Origin of the sequence: Vibrio halioticoli NBRC 102217 (assembly GCF_000496695.1) — a bacterium.
Classification (GTDB): Bacteria; Pseudomonadota; Gammaproteobacteria; order Enterobacterales; family Vibrionaceae; genus Vibrio; species Vibrio halioticoli.
Genome location: NZ_BAUJ01000020.1, coordinates 63,847 through 81,913, shown reverse-complemented (window position 1 = coordinate 81,913; position 18,067 = coordinate 63,847). Strand labels below are relative to the sequence as shown.

Annotated in this window: 14 protein-coding genes; 6 read left to right on the top strand and 8 right to left on the bottom strand. The window is 44.2% G+C overall.

All coding sequences use genetic code 11. From position 1 onward, the window contains the following. Positions 1–55 precede the first annotated feature (55 nt). From frsA to VHA01S_RS07995, 3 genes are all read right to left on the bottom strand, one after another. A complete protein-coding gene (gene frsA, locus VHA01S_RS08005; protein ID WP_023403856.1) occupies positions 56–1,294 on the bottom strand; it encodes an esterase FrsA in 1,239 nt (412 codons plus the stop codon). Between the two features lie 117 nt (positions 1,295–1,411). Further along, on the bottom strand, positions 1,412–1,876 hold the full coding sequence (gpt, locus tag VHA01S_RS08000) for a xanthine phosphoribosyltransferase (protein ID WP_023403855.1): 465 nt from the start codon (positions 1,874–1,876) through the stop codon (positions 1,412–1,414). Between the two features lie 25 nt (positions 1,877–1,901). After that, the gene (locus VHA01S_RS07995; RefSeq protein WP_023403854.1) at positions 1,902–3,194 is read right to left on the bottom strand and encodes an NCS2 family permease; all 1,293 of its coding nucleotides are present in this window, start codon (positions 3,192–3,194) and stop codon (positions 1,902–1,904) included. A 313-nt stretch (positions 3,195–3,507) separates the two neighbouring features. On the opposite strand from VHA01S_RS07995, the gene VHA01S_RS07990 reads away from it, so the two are divergent. Beyond that, the gene (locus VHA01S_RS07990; RefSeq protein ID WP_023403853.1) at positions 3,508–3,687 is read left to right on the top strand and encodes a hypothetical protein; all 180 of its coding nucleotides are present in this window, start codon (positions 3,508–3,510) and stop codon (positions 3,685–3,687) included. A 458-nt stretch (positions 3,688–4,145) separates the two neighbouring features. Then, on the top strand, positions 4,146–5,618 hold the full coding sequence (locus VHA01S_RS07985; RefSeq protein ID WP_023403852.1) for an aminoacyl-histidine dipeptidase: 1,473 nt from the start codon (positions 4,146–4,148) through the stop codon (positions 5,616–5,618). Between the two features lie 82 nt (positions 5,619–5,700). On the opposite strand, the gene VHA01S_RS07980 is transcribed toward VHA01S_RS07985, so the two are convergent. Together VHA01S_RS07980 and purL are read right to left on the bottom strand one after the other, a co-directional pair. Further along, entirely contained in the window at positions 5,701–6,237 is a 537-nt protein-coding gene (locus VHA01S_RS07980) for a DUF3332 family protein (protein WP_023403851.1), read from the bottom strand. Between the two features lie 186 nt (positions 6,238–6,423). Further along, entirely contained in the window at positions 6,424–10,317 is a 3,894-nt protein-coding gene (gene purL / locus VHA01S_RS07975; RefSeq protein WP_023403850.1) for a phosphoribosylformylglycinamidine synthase, read from the bottom strand. A gap of 324 nt (positions 10,318–10,641) precedes the next feature. Between purL and mltF the strand changes: the two genes are divergently transcribed. Beyond that, the gene (gene mltF, locus VHA01S_RS07970) at positions 10,642–12,132 is read left to right on the top strand and encodes a membrane-bound lytic murein transglycosylase MltF (protein ID WP_023403849.1); all 1,491 of its coding nucleotides are present in this window, start codon (positions 10,642–10,644) and stop codon (positions 12,130–12,132) included. Between the two features lie 194 nt (positions 12,133–12,326). Further along, entirely contained in the window at positions 12,327–12,461 is a 135-nt protein-coding gene (locus VHA01S_RS18630) for a hypothetical protein (protein ID WP_255209306.1), read from the top strand. 47 nt (positions 12,462–12,508) lie between these two features. On the opposite strand, the gene tadA is transcribed toward VHA01S_RS18630, so the two are convergent. Beyond that, positions 12,509–13,039 (bottom strand): tRNA adenosine(34) deaminase TadA, encoded by a 531-nt coding sequence (tadA, locus tag VHA01S_RS07965; RefSeq protein WP_023403848.1) that lies wholly within the window; start codon positions 13,037–13,039, stop codon positions 12,509–12,511. Positions 13,040–13,086: 47 nt separating this feature from the next. Beyond that, positions 13,087–13,998 (bottom strand): LysR substrate-binding domain-containing protein, encoded by a 912-nt coding sequence (locus VHA01S_RS07960; protein ID WP_023403847.1) that lies wholly within the window; start codon positions 13,996–13,998, stop codon positions 13,087–13,089. Positions 13,999–14,116: 118 nt separating this feature from the next. Between VHA01S_RS07960 and VHA01S_RS07955 the strand changes: the two genes are divergently transcribed. Both VHA01S_RS07955 and fghA read left to right on the top strand, forming a co-directional pair. Beyond that, on the top strand, positions 14,117–15,259 hold the full coding sequence (locus VHA01S_RS07955; RefSeq protein WP_023403846.1) for an S-(hydroxymethyl)glutathione dehydrogenase/class III alcohol dehydrogenase: 1,143 nt from the start codon (positions 14,117–14,119) through the stop codon (positions 15,257–15,259). Between the two features lie 85 nt (positions 15,260–15,344). Beyond that, positions 15,345–16,181, top strand: coding sequence for an S-formylglutathione hydrolase (gene fghA, locus VHA01S_RS07950; protein WP_023403845.1), 837 nt, complete (start codon positions 15,345–15,347; stop codon positions 16,179–16,181). 81 nt (positions 16,182–16,262) lie between these two features. Here the strand turns inward: fghA and VHA01S_RS07945 are convergent, their stop codons facing one another. Beyond that, positions 16,263–17,822: an AbgT family transporter gene (locus VHA01S_RS07945; RefSeq protein WP_023403844.1), complete on the bottom strand. Its 1,560-nt coding sequence runs from the start codon at positions 17,820–17,822 to the stop codon at positions 16,263–16,265. Between the last annotated feature and the right edge of the window lie 245 nt (positions 17,823–18,067).

Genomic DNA, 18,067 nt, shown 5'->3' with positions numbered 1-18,067 from the left:
GTTGCTCATCAGTTACATAAGCAGGAGTCATAGTGCCATTAAATTAACATTGTTGTCACGATTTTAATTCATTTAACAACCAGTCAACCGCCAAATCTAACGATTTTTGATAACCTTGGCTCAAATTCTTAGAAGGAACTTTTACCGCTTGCCCCACTTTGCTCGACATTGAGATCAGCTTATTGTCGCTATGAGGTGCAATAGGGTCGCCATCTAAAGAGATAGCCAGCAAAGGAACGTTAGTGCGTCTTGAAGCCAGTAAACCTTGCGTTTTTAAAGACCATGCCGACATTTGTCCGGCTAAACTTTTAATATCAACGGGTGATTTGCCTAATCGAGATCCTAAAACATCTAAATACATTTTAGGCATGCTTGCGACTTTATCAGGAGAAGCCAAAATATCATGCACTGGAGCGCCGATAGTGACACACGCCTTAACGCGACTTTGCTCTAAAAAGCTTAATCTGACTAATGCGTTACCACCAAAGCGAAAACCAAGTAAACCAACATTCCAGTGATCAATAAAAGGGACTTGTGGTAGATGTTCTAGTACCGCTTTGTGCAAACAGCTGGAATCTTCCGATAATGTCCATTTGCTGCTTTTACCGATCGATGGCATATCTATGGTTAGCATCGCAAACTCATTCGGTGCGAGGTAATCTAAAAACAGTTTCCACATATCCGTTTGTAAGCTATCAAGACCTGCACACACAACCACAACCGGCAGTGGACGCTCAGTGTGTGGCAAATGCAAATTCGCCTGAATGGTTTTGCCTTTGTACGGTACATTAATTTGCTTGAACACGTATTTACTTAAACGTGATGCTTCATCGTAGGCTTTATTGGCCAGCACTTGAGCTTGTGACGCTAAGTTATCGCCTTTAATGTGTGGATAGGCGGCGATGCTAAAATACAAGCTCGCTTTGTACAGAGCGAGAGCCGCTTCGTCGCCTTTTAAATCATTAGCGTGACGTTGATGCGTCATGGCGGCCTGAGTCCACTCATAGGCCCAGTTTCCCGAACGAAAACCGGTCACTGTATCCAACCACTCATCGGTAGAACGGGAGTGTGTTGATGAAGAGATGCGGGCTAACACTTGTTCCTGCTCGATGGGATCAGCACCTTGCCAAATCCACTGCAAACGACGCAGGTTGCGATACCAAGATTGTGCCGGCTTATCTTCAAGCAAACTTAAACTGCTTGGCATATATTGAGTCAAGCACGACGTTTCTTTGGCTTTTAGATGTTTGGTAAACAGTTTTTCAGAAAGGTTCTTATTGTTGTCATCATTCATAAAGGGGCGTCTACATGTTGAACTTATCACTAAGCATAAACAAAAAATGCCTCTAATATAGAGGCATTTTACATAAAATTTATTTTGCGACTTCTAGCAAAAGGTCAATAACCTTAATTACTTGCGTTTGCGATTGATAGGTTCAACAAACGTTAGCTGCATGTCCCAAGGTTGCTCAATCCAGGTTTCCTGTTCAATATCGACAACATAGTCATCTAATAGATCAGCGCCAGAAGGTTTTGCACAAACCGCAATCAATTTAGCTTTAGGGTACATTTCACGTAATTTACGTGCTGTATCGCCACTATCAACTAAATCTTCAACGATAAGGAAGCCTTCACCATCACCCTCAGGAGCTTTGAGAACGCTCATATCACGTTGGTGATCATGGTCGTAACTTGAGATACAAATAGTATCCACATAACGAATACCTAATTCGCGAGCAAGGATAGCAGCAGGGACTAAACCACCACGGCTAACACCCCAAATTCCTTTCCATTGTTCAGCAGGCATTTGACGCGCAGCAAGTTCGCGACAGTTGGTCTGCATTTCATCCCAAGTAATGATGTGTTTTTTTGGCATAACGGGTAAACCTATTTAAGACTAATTAACCGGCAAAAGCATATTTTAATATAAAGATAGCTGACATAATCCACACACTTACAGATACATCGCGCCCTTTACCGCTTAACAATTTTATTGCAGCGTAAGAAATAAAGCCTAATGTAATGCCCTCTGCAATAGAGAATGTTAGCGGCATTAGCAAGCAAGTGACTACAACAGGGGCTGCTTCTGTAATATCACTCCAGTCGATATTTACCAGACCAGATAGCATTAAGATAGCTACATAAAACAGTGCGCCAGCTGTCGCATAAGCCGGAATCATACTAGCTAATGGAGAAAACAGCAAAGCCAATAGGAAAAGTACGCCAACAGTCACAGCAGTTAAACCAGTACGACCACCCGCAGCAACACCCGCTGTAGACTCAACGTATGACGTTGTGTTTGATGTACCAAGCAAAGCACCAAAAGAAGTTGCTGTTGAATCAGCAAGTAACGCTTTATTTAGACGAGGCAGCTTGCCATCTTCTTTAATTAAGTTCGCTTTAGTTGCCACACCAACCAGCGTACCGGCGGTATCAAACAAATCCACAAACAAGAATGCAAACACAACCGAGATCATGCCCACTTCAAATACACCGGCAAAATCCAACTGCATAAAGGTAGGCGCTAAGCTTGGCGGTGGAGCCATAATACCGTGATATTGAACGTCACCGAAAATCATGCCTAAAACAGTGACACAAAGGATAGCAATCATAACCGCGCCGCTTGTTCCACGATGAACAAGTGCAATGGTAATAAAGAAGCCAACCGCCGCTAAAATAGCGTGTAGGCCTGTGATATCACCCAAAGAAACCAAAGTTGCTGGGTTATCAACGACGATACCGGCATTTTTAAGACCGATAAAGGCAAGGAAAAGACCGATACCAGCAGAGATACCAGTACGCAGTGACATAGGGATTGAGTTAATGATCCATTCACGGATGCGGCATAGGCTCAGTAGAACAAACAAAATACCAGACATGAATACTGCAGCTAGCGCCACTTGCCATGTGTAACCCATTCCTAGCACAACACCATAAGTAAAGAAGGCATTTAGCCCCATACCTGGTGCTTGGGCAATCGGATAGTTAGCGTATAGACCCATCACAAAACAGCCAATTGCAGCAGCCAAACACGTTGCTACAAAAACAGCTCCGTGATCCATACCTGTTGCTGACAACATTGTTGGATTAACAAAAATGATGTAAGCCATTGTCAGGAAGGTAGTGATACCTGCAATGATTTCCGTGCGAACCGTTGTACCATGTTCACGTAGTTTGAATAGCTTCTCCAGCATTATCAATTCCTAAAAATATATAAAAGTAAACGTTTGCGTAAATAAATTGGCGTGAATTATAGAGAGTAACATGACGAAATACCATACTGCTTCGTCTATTTCTTTAATGAACACACATTCCTTATTTATTTCACATGCAACCATACGCACTAAGCCATTGATATTAATAAATATATTTTGACTAAATCCAAACAATTAATTTGTGCGTTTTTTATACTCCTTAAAATCTTTCATCGCATTAGCAGCAATTATTTAAGGATGTAGCACATAAAAACCCCCTATTCGCCTCTCTACTCCTCCCAGAGCAACTAAAGTGCAAGATTTACAATTTGAAATGAGTATGCTTTTCATTTTAAAAGTAGAAACTGCAGGCGAAAAAAAAGCCGTTCCAGATGGACGGCTTATGAAATCAGTAATTAATTTCCAATATATCAGGGGTGAACCGAAGTTCAATCACATGCTTAAAAACCCTATTACAGGGTTGAAACTGTAGATACATAATAATCTCGACCAACAAGTCCAAAAGTTACACATCTATAATCTCAAGGCTAACCAGTTGAAAAACAACAAGTTTGCGCTTTAATTTAGCATTGGTACAGACCAAATAATGAGTGGGGTGACTCACAGAAGGGTGGTCTGTATCGACAGGAAATATATTACCAATACTGTAATTTAATTACAAGTATATTTATTCAAAAGCGTCAATTTTTCCATTTAGTGCAATTTACGAGCTTGTTTCTGTAATTTAATTTCACCAGTAAAATAAATTAACTAAATACACATTGATTGCAATAAATTAACAACTCACTATAAGCTGACATCACAAACCTTACTTTGCCTGTGCAACCCTAGCAGTGAGTGATATCCTAACCCCATTAAACTGAGCTATATCAATGCCAGTCAATGTACCGTCTGTAAAGACAGTACTTATAAGCATGAAGGAGTATCACCATGTCCACATTTCTTAGCGAGATCACTGCGCAAACGCAAAACCCGATCTGGCCATTTTTCGATAAAATTTGCTCTATCCCTCACCCATCAAAACATGAGCAAGCACTTTCTGACCACATTGTAGAGTGGGCAAAAGCACAAGGTCTGGCGGTGAAATCCGATAGCGCTGGTAATCTGTTTATCAAAAAACCCGCTACCGCAGGCATGGAAAACAAAAAAGGGGTGGTACTACAAGCGCACCTCGATATGGTTCCGCAAAAAAACGAAGATACCGAACACGACTTTACCCTCGATCCTATCCTTCCTTATATTGATGGTGAATGGGTAACAGCAACTGGCACTACCCTTGGCGCTGATAACGGTATTGGCATGGCATCCTGTCTTGCTGTACTAGCCGCAACAGATATTGAGCATGGCCCAATTGAAGTACTGCTGACTATTGATGAAGAAGCAGGGATGACAGGTGCATTCGCTCTTCAAGAAGGTTGGCTAGAAGGTGACATCCTACTTAATACCGATTCAGAGCAAGAAGGCGAAGTCTACATGGGCTGTGCTGGCGGTATTGACTCTAGTCTTGAATTTGACGTGCAACGTGAAGCAATTCCGGAAGGTTTTGTTGCGAAAAAACTGATTTTAAAAGGCTTAAAAGGCGGTCACTCTGGTTGTGATATTCACACAGGCCGTGGCAATGCTAACAAACTGCTGGCTCGCTTCCTTGCCGATCACGCTTTGCAACTTGACCTAAAATTGATTGATTTCAATGGTGGTAGCCTGCGCAACGCTATTCCTCGTGAAGGCTCTGTTACTCTCGCCGTTGCAACGCAAAACATTGGCAAATTAGCAACAGCACTTACCGAATACACCAAGACCTTAACCGCTGAGTTAGGTGCTATTGAAACGACTATTGCGACTTTCATTGAAGATGTAGAAGCGCAGTTCGGTGTATTCTCTGAGCAAAGCCAGCAAGCGTTAATTGCCGCGCTAAATGCATGCCCGAATGGCGTAATCCGCATGAGTGATGCGATTGAAGGTGTGGTTGAAACCTCGCTAAACCTTGGCGTGATTACGACCGAGCAAGATAAAGTGACTGCGCTGTGCTTGATTCGTTCTTTAATTGATTCAGGTCGTCGTCAAGTCGAAAGCATGCTCACTTCTGTGGCAACTTTGGCTGGCGCAAAAGTGACTTTCTCTGGCGCTTACCCTGGCTGGAAACCGGATGCAAATTCAGAAATCATGGCGGTATTCCGCGATATGTATCAGCAAGTATACGGACACATCCCTAACATTATGGTTATCCATGCCGGTTTAGAGTGTGGCCTATTCAAAAAGCCTTACCCGAATATGGATATGCTGTCGTTTGGCCCGACTATCCGCTTCCCTCACTCACCGGATGAAAAAGTAAAAATTGATACCGTTGATCTTTACTGGGAACAAATGGTCAATCTACTCAAACACATTCCAAACAAAGGTTAGTTAAGCGCTTAGCTATACTTAACTATGCCCTTAAACGACAAAAGCCGAGCAATGCTCGGCTTTTTCTATTCTATAACCAACACTAAGCTTTCGTTGCTGCTAGCTCTTGCAGTTGTGCAAGTGTCGTTTCTGCGACCAAGTCACCATTGTAGTAATAGCTAACTTTCTCACCATCGCGCACACCTTCAATCAGTGCTTTTTCACCATTATTATAAGTGACATTCATTTGCACTGTATTAGCATCAATCGCTTCAAACGTCGATGATTCAACCTGACGCATACTAATAGGATCTAGTGGCGCTTCGGTAAGTGATGGGTCAAGATCATCGTTCATGTTGTACATAGTTTCAACTTTTGAGTCGAAGATATGCGGCTTGCCATTTAGCGGGTTTTTGCCTGCCCAGAATTCGATGGAGTTGAAGATCAATGTATCGGCAGCTACTGACAAAGCATACGCAGGTGCAAGTAGCATGTTCACACCACCACGAGCATAACGGTTATCCACCACTTCAAGGTTAAACTTCATCACGTAACCTGTTACTGCGTTGCTACCAATACAACCGGTCAGCGATGCAGCTAGCACAGCGGCGCCAATGGCTTTCAAACAAAATTTTCTCATACAAACAATCCCTTATTAGAGCATAGAAAAATTAATTAGCTCTATTAAGGTAGTTCACTATTAAACCTTTGCCATTGAAAAATAAGAAATATTTACATTTTTATTCACATTGCATGACCCGATCGCATTTATAAAAAAAGCGACCGTTAAGGTCGCTTATTAAATAATGTTGCTATGGCTTAGCTATTAGCCGATGTTCTTACGAACGTTACGGAACATGCGCATCCAAGCAGAATCTTCGCCCCAAGACTCAGGAGCCCAAGAGTTTGCCACAGTTCTAAATACACGCTCTGGGTGAGGCATCATGATAGTGACACGGCCATCTGCGGTTGTTAGACCTGTGATTGCGTTTGGTGAACCGTTCGGGTTGTTCGGGTATTGCTGAGTCGCGTTACCGTTATTATCAACGTAACGAAGCGCAACCGTACCAGAGTTCTCAATCGCATTCAGGTGAGCTGAGTCTTTCACTTCTACGCGGCCTTCACCGTGAGAAACAGCGATTGGCATGCGAGAGCCAGCCATACCATCAAAGAATACAGAGTCCGATTTTTGCACTTCAACCAAGCTAAAGCGAGCTTCAAAACGCTCAGATTCGTTGCGTACAAAGCGCGGCCATAAGTCAGCACCCGGAATCAACTCTTTAAGATTGGATAGCATCTGACAACCGTTACATACACCTAATGAGAAAGTGTCTTGACGGTTGAAGAAACCAGCAAATTGGTCACGAGCTTGCGCATTAAACAATACAGACTTAGCCCAACCTTCACCTGCGCCCAATACGTCACCATAAGAGAAGCCACCACAAGCCACTAGGCCTTGGTATTCTTCAAGTACCGCTTGACCGGTTAAGATATCGCTCATGTGGATATCCACAGAATCGAAACCAGCACGGTCAAAAGCAGCCGCCATTTCCACGTGAGAGTTCACGCCTTGCTCACGCAAGATAGCCATCTTAGGTTTAACGCCAGTAGCAATGTAAGGCGCTGCGATATCTTCGTTTACGTCAAAAGTAAGATCCACGTTCAGACCTGGGTCTGAGTTGTCTTTCTTGGCGGCAAACTCTTGGTCAGCACACACAGGGTTATCACGCAGTGCTTGCATCTTATGCGTAGTTTCAGCCCAGATAGTACGTAGCTCAGTACGTGAACGGTCAACAACGGCTGCGCCGTGAGCGTAGATTTCTACTTTATCGGTTGCTTCAACTGTGCCGATAACATGAGAACATGCTTCTAGGCCGTTACTTGCCAGTACAGTGCGAACAAAGTCTAGGTCGCTATTGTTAACTTGAACAACTGCGCCTAACTCTTCGTTAAATAGTGCCGCTAGAACGTCTTCGCCAAGCTCAGAGATATCCGCTTTCACGCCACAGTGACCGGCAAATGCCATCTCTGCAAGCGTAACAAATAAACCGCCATCGCCTTTATCGTGGTAAGCCACTAGCTTGTCATCACGAACCAAGGTTTGCATTGCATCGAAGAAGCCTTTTAGCTGCTCTGCGTTGTCAACGTCAGCTGGCTTGTCGCCCAGTTGTTTGTACACTTGCGCTAGCGCTGTTGCGCCTAAACGGTTTTTACCGTTACCAAGGTCAACCAATACTAGGCTTGATTCGCCTTTGTCAGTGCGTAGCTGAGGAGTCACAGTCTTACGAACATCTTCAACACGACCAAATGCCGTAATTACTAGTGAAAGAGGAGAAGTCACTTCTTTGTCTTCGCCGTTTTCATTCCACTTAGTCTTCATTGACATTGAGTCTTTACCCACAGGGATAGTTAGACCCAGCGCAGGACATAGCTCTTCGCCTACCGCTTTAACCGCTTCGTAAAGACCCGCGTCTTCACCAGGGTGACCTGCTGGAGACATCCAGTTAGCCGAAAGCTTAATGCGTTTAATATCGCCGATATCAGTACCTGCGATGTTAGTTAGAGACTCACCTACCGCCAAACGTGCAGATGCGCCAAAGTCTAGCAGAGCAACCGGAGTACGCTCACCGATAGACATAGATTCGCCGTGGTAAGTATCGTAACTTGCCGCCGTTACCGCACAGTTAGCCACTGGAACCTGCCAAGGGCCGACCATTTGGTCACGAGCTACAAGGCCAGTAACGCTACGGTCACCGATGGTGATAAGGAAGGTTTTCTCAGCAACCGTTGGCAAACGCAGTACGCGATCAATGGCTTCGTTTAGCTCAACACCGTCACGGTTGATAGCAGGGCTATCGACTTTTAGCGTTTTCGCATCACGGTACATTTTAGGTGTTTTGCCAAGCAATACATCCATCGGCATGTCAATTGGCATGTTATCGAAGTGAGTATCTTCTAGCGTTAGTTCACGCTCTTCAGTTGCAATACCTACTACAGCGTACGGTGCACGCTCACGCTTACAAATAGCGTCGAAAGTCGCCATGTTTTCATCAGCAACCGCCATTACGTAGCGTTCTTGAGATTCATTACACCAAATTTCAAGAGGGCTCATGCCCGGCTCATCGTTTGGCACGTCACGTAGCTGGAATTTACCGCCACGCTCGCCGTCATCAACAAGCTCAGGAAGTGCGTTTGAGATACCGCCAGCGCCCACATCGTGGATAAAGGCGATTGGGTTTTCTTCACCTAACTGCCAACAGCGGTCAATTACTTCCTGACAACGACGTTCCATCTCTGGGTTTTCACGTTGTACTGAAGCAAAATCAAGATCTTCTGCCGATTGGCCTGAAGCCATAGAAGAGGCCGCGCCGCCGCCAAGGCCAATGTTCATCGCAGGGCCGCCAAGAACAATCAGTTTTGCGCCCACTGGAATTTCACGTTTTTGCACGTGCTCGTCACGGATGTTACCCATGCCACCTGCCAACATAATCGGCTTGTGGTAACCACGGATTTCTTCACCGGCGTGAGACGTCACTTTTTCTTCGTAAGTACGGAAGTAACCCAATAGGTTTGGACGACCAAATTCGTTGTTAAATGCTGCGCCACCTAGTGGGCCTTCAGTCATAATATCCAACGCGGTTACGATGCGACCTGGTTTACCAAAGTCCGTTTCCCAAGGCTGTTCAAAACCAGGAATGCGTAGGTTAGATGTGGTAAAGCCCACTAAACCTGCTTTTGGTTTACCACCAATACCGGTTGCGCCTTCATCACGAATTTCGCCGCCAGAACCGGTAGAAGCACCCGGCCAAGGAGAAATAGCGGTTGGGTGGTTATGAGTCTCAACCTTCATTAAGATGTGCGCATCTTCATGATTGTAAGAGTATTGGCGAGTTTCTGGATCTGGGAAGAAACGACCTACTTTAGAACCTTCCATTACCGCTGCGTTATCTTTATAAGCAGACAATACGTGGTCAGGAGTCACTTCCATGGTGTTTTTGATCATTTTGAACAATGACTTGTCTTGCGCGACGCCATCGATTGTCCAATCGGCGTTAAAGATCTTATGACGACAGTGCTCAGAGTTTGCTTGAGCAAACATCATCAGCTCGATGTCGTTTGGATTACGGCCTAGTTTATTGAAGTTCTCAACTAGGTAATCAATTTCGTCTTCAGCTAGTGCAAGACCTAGGGTGATGTTCGCTTCTTCTAGGGCTTTACGGCCACCAGCAAGCAAGTCAACCACAGTGTGTGGCGCAGGTTCTGCAACTGTAAATAACGCTGAAGCTTGTTCCATCTCATTAAAGACCACTTCCATCATGCGGTCATGAATCAATGCTTTCACAGCCTTGATTTGTACTTCATCTAAGGCGACTGATGTCTCAACGTAGTAAGCCGTACCACGTTCTAGACGCTTCACTGTGTCTAGACCACAATTGTGGGCAATATCAGTTGATTTAGATGACCATGGGGAGATGGTGCCAGGGCGTGGAGTCACAAGGAATAAAGTCCCTTGTGGTTCATGTTCTTCGATCGTTGGACCATAGGTAAGCAGTTTTTCTAGCTTATCTGTCTCTGAGGCGTCAAGTTCTGCACTTACGTCTGCAAAATGCATAAACTCAGCATAAATACCTGTAACAGGTAGGCCTTGTTCACGACAAAGTTCTAGTAATTTTTGTACACGAAACTCAGAAAGAGCTGGGGAGCCACGCAAAATTCTCATGTGCTTAGGTCTCTTGATGATGGATTAAAGATAATATTCAAGTAAAAACAATAAGTTATGATTTTTTATTATTTTTACTTCAGTATTGCCTCTGCTGTTTCGGGCGTATTATAAAGCAAATCTTTTTGTGAAGTAACACAAAAAGCAACCGTTTGCGCAAATTTTTGCGTCAAAGGCTTAGTTGAGGATAAATTGCGCCTCATAAAAAATGAAACTTGAGTTAAGTACTTGTTAATACTGTTTCACTTCCCCCTTGATAGTGGGTTTGATATAAAGGCGTATAATTAAAATAATTACCCTCGATTGTTGGAGTGACAAAACACTATGCGCACGTCAGTGTTCACTAAATGGTTAACGAAATTTTGTACATTGGCTATCACCATAGTGACCTTGCTTTCTGTTGTTGGCTGTCAATACGATACCGATACACAAACAGAGCTACAAAAAATCCAAGAACGTGGCGTATTACGTGTCGGCACGCTAAACAATCAGCTTTCCTATTATATTGGCCCCGACGGCCCCACAGGCATGGAGTACGACCTTGCCTCTGCTTTTGCTAATCAATTAGGGGTTCGTCTGGAAATCAAACCCGCTTATCGCCTCTCTGAACTGTTCCCTGCGTTGCAAAATGGTGAAATAGATATCGTGGCGGCTGGGCTCACCCAAGCGCCCAATCGAGTGAAAACATTTCGTGCCGGACCGGCTTACTACTACGTCAGTCAGCAAGTGGTGTATAAAAAAGGCACTTGGCGTCCTCGCAACCTAAAACAGCTTATCGACAGTGGCGAATCCATTACTGTGGTCAAAGGCTCACACTTTCAACAAACCTTGTTGGATTTAGCCAAAACGCACCCCGACCTGAAATACACCATCACCGATAGTTACGATACCAATGATCTGCTAAAACAAGTTTCCACGGGCGAACGTTTATTTACCGTGGTTGACTCTATCGAACTGTCACTTGCGCAGCGCATCTACCCAAATATCGCCTTAGCTTTTGAGCTTACCGAAGATCAACCTACTTCATGGTACTTACCGCGCGGGGTTGATGAGAGTCTATACGCCTTAGTAATCGAGTTTTTTGGCAACATTCACCAAGACGGTCAGTTGCGTCTTATTGAAGAGAAATACTTTGGTCACATCGACGACTTTGATTATGTGGATACTCGCGCCTTTGTCCGCGCACTGGACAGCAAACTGCCAAAATGGGAATCACTATTCCAAAAATACGCTGGCGAGTTTGATTGGCGTTTAGTGGCCGCACTCGCCTATCAAGAATCTCACTGGAACCCTAAAGCTAAGTCTCCAACGGGAGTGCGAGGCATGATGATGTTGACTCTACCTACCGCTAAAAGCGTAGGGGTAAAAGATCGCCTAGATCCAGAGCAATCGATTCGTGGCGGCGTTGAATATCTAAGAAAGATCGTCAATCGAATTCCTGACAGTATCAATCAACATGAAAAAATTTGGTTTGCATTGGCCTCCTATAATGTCGGATATGGTCATGTGATGGATGCTAGACGTATCGCCAAAGCTCAAGGAGCCAATCCCGATCTGTGGAGTGATGTGAAAACCCGCTTACCAAAACTGCGTAAAAAAGGCTATTACGAATACACTCGTTATGGCTATGCCCGTGGTGATGAAGCACTCAACTACGTAGAAAGTATTCGCCGATACTACCAAAGCATCATAGGTCATATTGATCAGCGTGATCATAATAAAGTGGAAACCGGCACTGATGATCTAACCGTCATTGAAGCGCCGCACATGACACATTCAGCAGCCAATACGTCAATGGACAGCGATTCAAAATAGTAATCGCGTCCAAACAGTTGAGATGGTTCACATTTTAAATGTAAATATGCAAGAGCTTGCTTTATTTGAGAGATGTTTCCTTTGCTTGATTTCATATAACGGTAACAATCATCCTCTATATATGAGTACAGCAAACAACAATAATGTGTGTAATTCAAACGTTTGCTGCCGTAAATTTCATAGGAGATTGTTCGTTGAAACTGAAAAGAAAACTGTCAAAGAAGTTATCAAGTGGCACCGTTTCAGCTAACCGTCGTAAGCGTATGCGAGCCAACAATAAGAAGAAGCTTCTTTGGCGAAATCGTTCTTACGTAATGTTAGCTATCTAGTCACACCCGCGCGCAAACATTTGGCACTTAACTAGCGAAATGTTTGCCTAATCCCCTTTCTGCTGCGCCTCTTTTTGTAAACGCTTTAACTCTTTTTGTTCCTTGCGACGTCGTTTAAAAAACGCTTGTAGTTGTTCCCGACACTCTTGTTCTAATAACCCCGATTCAACATCAGCAAAATGATAGGCTGCTTGGCTAGAGAACAAGTCTAATACTGTGCCTGCTGCGCCCGCTTTTAAATCAGGTGCACCAAACACTATGCGCTTTACTCGGCTATGCAATAGTGCGCCTGCACACATTGGGCAAGGCTCTAGTGTCACATATAAGGTAGTGTCTAATAGACGATAGTTTTGCAGTGACTCACCCGCCTTTCTCAAGACTTGGATTTCTGCATGTGCGGTGGCATCGTGCGTGCCGATACAGCGATTCCATCCCTCAGCGACAATTTGATTATCTCGAACCAATACCGCCCCAACAGGAACTTCACCTTCATTTTCGGCATTGCGTGCCAACTCAATAGCACGACGCATAAATTGCTCATCTTGCTCAGAAAACTGGCTTACTTCTACTTCATTCACTGTATTACTCACTCTCTTTACTGCTGTGCTTATTGAGCATGACTCGCCTACCATGTTGTTCCATTATATGAATTGGGGCAAAACTTACCTTGCGCAAGTTGTTCACTCAAAAACTCTATGGCCAATTTTACTTTGGGTGATAAATGCCTATTTTGTGGATAGAGCGCCCAAATGGTCTCTTTTTCTGCACGATAATCTTTTAATAGTTCAAGCAAGCTATGATCTTGCAAATAGCGGGCAACATAAAAATCAGGCAGTTGCACAATACCATTGCCTTGCAATACCGCTTGGGTGAGCACATTACCGTTATTACAACGAAGTCGCCCTTTCATCGTCAGGCTTAGCTTTTTGTTGTTTTCCGTAAAACGCCACGTAGAGGATGAACCCAATAAGCAGGGATAGTCGGTTAGTTGTGCAGGGTGTGTCGGCTTTCCATATTGGGCAATAAATCCAGCCGAAGCACACACATATTGTTGTCGCTCAGTCAGTTTCTTCGCAATCAATGACGAGTCAGGAAGCGTCCCTATACGTATGGCAATATCAAATTTATCGGCAATAAGATCTAAACGTTTATTGCTCAGCTGTAAATCTAATTCTAATTGCGGATAACGGGCAACAAATTGCATTAGCATTGGCGCAATAACACTTTCACCGTAAGTCGTTGGGGCGGTAATTCGCAGACGTCCTATGGGCTGAGAATGCACTTGAGTCACTTCTCTTTCAGCTTCAGCAAGCCCATCAAGTAACATGCGACAATGCTGAGCATAACCTAAGCCCACTTCGGTTACAGAAACGCGGCGAGTCGTTCTTTGTACTAGCTTTACCCCTAAACGAGCTTCTAAAGCAGACAACTTACGGCTCACTTGCGCCACGGATGTATCTAGCATTTGCGCCGCTTTAGTAAAACTCTCGCTATCCGCCACTGCGACAAATTCTTCAATGCCTTCCCACTGCGACATTATTACACCTGCGTAAAAGTGATTTTCATAAAGGCTAGTTTATCACTTCAAAAGAAACAATATAATCGTCCCTATAGTCTAAAGTTTTAATTCATACGTTCGCCAATAGGAAACCATCATGACCAAGACGACCACTGACCAATTTATCAAATCACGCGCCGCTGTTGCATGGGGGCCAAACCAGCCACTGAAAATGGAAGAAGTGGATGTGATGCTGCCTAGAAAAGGCGAAGTTCTGGTTAAGATTATCGCCACCGGCGTCTGTCATACCGATGCCTTTACTCTATCGGGTGACGATCCTGAAGGCATCTTCCCTTCAATTTTGGGGCATGAAGGTGGAGGCATTGTGGAAATGGTTGGTGAAGGGGTGACGAGCGTTGCGGTTGGCGATCACGTCATTCCTCTGTATACCGCAGAATGTGGTGAGTGTAAGTTCTGTAAATCAGGAAAAACCAACCTTTGCCAAGCGGTTCGAGAGACACAAGGTAAAGGCCTAATGCCCGATGGCACCACGCGCTTTTACAAAGATGGACAACCTATTTATCACTATATGGGATGCTCAACTTTCTCTGAATTTACCGTATTGCCTGAAATTTCACTGGCTAAGGTCAACAAAGAGGCGCCTCTTGAAGAGGTCTGTTTATTAGGTTGCGGCGTCACTACAGGTATGGGAGCGGTGCTCAATACCGCCAAAGTTGAAAAAGGCGACAACGTGGCAATCTTTGGTCTAGGTGGCATTGGCCTTTCCGCTATTATTGGCGCAAAAATGGCAGGCGCAAACCGCATCATTGGCGTTGATATTAATGAAAGTAAATTTGAGCTGGCTAAACAGCTTGGCGCGACCGATTGCATCAACCCTAAAAATTTCGACAAACCCATCCAAGATGTGATTGTTGAGATGACCGATGGCGGCGTGGAGTATTCATTTGAATGTATCGGCAATGTCGATGTAATGCGCTCTGCACTCGAGTGTTGTCATAAAGGTTGGGGGGAATCTGTGATTATTGGCGTGGCTGGCGCAGGGCAAGAAATCTCCACTCGCCCATTCCAGTTAGTCACAGGTCGTGTATGGCGCGGCAGTGCCTTTGGCGGAGTAAAAGGCCGCTCTGAATTGCCAGAAATTGTTGAGCGTTATATGGCGGGTGAATTTGGCCTGCAAGATTTCATTACTCACACCATGGGTTTAGAAGATATCAATGAAGCTTTTGAGCTGATGCACAAAGGTGAAAGTATCCGCACTGTGATACATTTTGATAAATAGGTCTTTCTTTTTGGCGCTGTACATTATTCATTAATCGCAGCGCCTTTTCTTATTATTAGAAAGCAATATTACTACAGGAAACACTATGTCCATCCAACTTCTCAGTCAAAATACCGTGTTTGGTGGACTCCACCAGCGATACACCCATCAAGCACACTCAACCCATACTCAAATGACCTTTGCCATTTTTTTGCCACCACAAGCACAGCAACAAGCGGTGCCCGTGCTGTATTGGCTATCAGGCTTAACTTGTAATGACGAAAACTTTATGCAAAAAGCAGGAGCATTTCGTAAAGCCGCAGAATTAGGCATCGCCATTGTTGCGCCAGATACTAGCCCTAGGGGAGATAATGTTGCAGATGATGCTGAGCAGGCCTATGACTTAGGTTTAGGCGCAGGCTTTTATCTTAATGCCACTCAAGCGCCTTGGGATAAACACTATCGAATGTATTCTTATATTGTTGATGAACTGCCAGCACTCATTGCAGAGCACTTCCCTATCACCGATAAAAAATCACTCGCAGGGCACAGCATGGGCGGTCATGGCGCATTGACCATCGGCTTAAAAAACCCACATCAATATCAGTCTATTTCGGCGTTTAGCCCTATCACAAACCCAACAGAATGCCCGTGGGGCATCAAAGCATTTTCTCATTATCTGGGTAATGACCAAAGTACATGGGCCGAATATGATGCGTGTAAACTGCTCGCCAAACACGGCAGTCGTTTACCTATCCTGATTGACCAAGGTGATGCGGATGGCTTTTTAGAAGAGCAACTCAAGCCTAATCACCTTATCGATGTTGCCGCACAGCAAGACATCGACTTTGAACTGCGTATGCAAGCGGGTTATGACCATAGCTACTTTTTCATATCTAGCTTTATCGATGATCACTTACATTTTCACGCCAAACATTTGTAGCAGCACAGCTTCTTTTTAAACATAAAAAACCCGCTATGCAACATAGCGGGTTTTATTTTTAGAATCAGCTTATCGCAACGCTTACATTGTGTAAGTGTAAGGTGCTTGAATACCTAGCGGAATACCCAGTGCCCAGTAAGCAAGCAAGAATATTGTCCAACCAATCAGCATGGCAATGGAGAATGGCATCATCAGTGACGCAAGCGTACCAATACCCGTATTCTTCACATATCGCTGACAGTACACCACCACTAGCGGGAAGAACACCATCAATGGTGAGATGATATTCGATACTGAATCACCTACACGATAAGCCGCTTGAGATAGCTCAGGAGAAATCCCTACCGCCATCAACATAGGTACAAGGATAGGACCAATCAATGCCCATTTCGCCGATGCAGAACCTACCAGTAAGTTCACCATTGCGGTAAGCAAAATCATACCCACAACTGTCGCTTCACCTGGAAGGTTCATCGCTTTTAGGCCTTCCGCGCCATATAGCGCAAGCATAGTACCAATGTTAGATTGACCAAATGCCACTAGGAACTGCGCACAGAAGAATGACATCACCATGTAAGCACCCATAGTGTTCATGGTGTCAGACATCGACTTAATCACATCATTACTGCTAGAGAACTTACCGACTACGCGACCATAAACGATGCCAGGGATGATAAATAGGATAAAGATCAGTGGCACAATCGACTGCATGATAGGTGCAGAGAATGCAGTAATTTCACCTTCTGGCGAACGTAACGCCGAGTTTTCAGGCATGATAGCAAACACTAATAGTGCTATACCTGCCATCATTGACCAGCCAGCATATTTAAATGCTTTTGACTCAAGCTCTGTCATAGAACCCAAATCAGGCGCTTCTTCTGCATCTTCATCAACATTTGTTGTGGCGTTTAAACGCGGTTCGATAATGCGCTCAGTCACAAACCAACCAATAGCAACAATCAACACCGAAGATAGACCAGTAAAGTAGATGTTAGCCAGTGGGTTAACAATATACTCAGGGTCTAATACGTTTGCTGCAGTCTGCGTGAAACCAGCCAGTAGCGGGTCGATACCAGAGGGAATAAAGTTAGCAGAGAACCCCCCTGATACGCCCGCAAACGCTGCTGCAATACCCGCCAATGGATGGCGACCTGCCGCATGGAAAATGATACCGCCTAATGGGATAACTAATACATAACCTGCATCTGCGGCTGTGTGAGACACAATAGCTACAAGGATCAGCATTGGCGTTAACAGTTTTGCTGGCGTAAAGCTCAGCATTTTTTTCAGGCCAGTAGTAATAAAGCCTGAAGAGTCAGCAACACCTACACCCAGCATTGCCACTAAAACGATACCTAGCGGTGCAAAACCGGTAAAGGTTGTGACCATATTGGCTAAGAAACTGGCTAACGCATCACCGGTTAAAAGGTTTGTAATTTCAAGAGGATTACCAGTGCGTGGGTTAACTAAGTCAAAAGAAACATTCGATAGCAAGGCTGAAGATACCCAAACTATAATTAATGCCCAAAAGAATAAAATTGCGGGATCAGGGATCTTATTACCTGCTTTTTCAATCAGGTTTAAGAAGCGATCCATTCCACCTTGTTTAGGTGTAGCTGTATCAGCTAATTGGTTGCTCATTGGATTACCACCGTATGACGTTACAACAATGTAAAACCGTTAAATATAGGTCTTATTTTTATTAAGGCGGGCATTCTAACTAATTAGTCAGACAAAAACAGAATCTAAGTTTGCAAAATGTGCTATTTGGCAGAAGTTTTGCATATTAAAAACAACTGCAAAACAAATAAAAACACAGACGCCAATAAACAAAAACAGCATAGCAACCTTTTGTTTACTTGTATTCAGCTCGCTTATGAATTTCA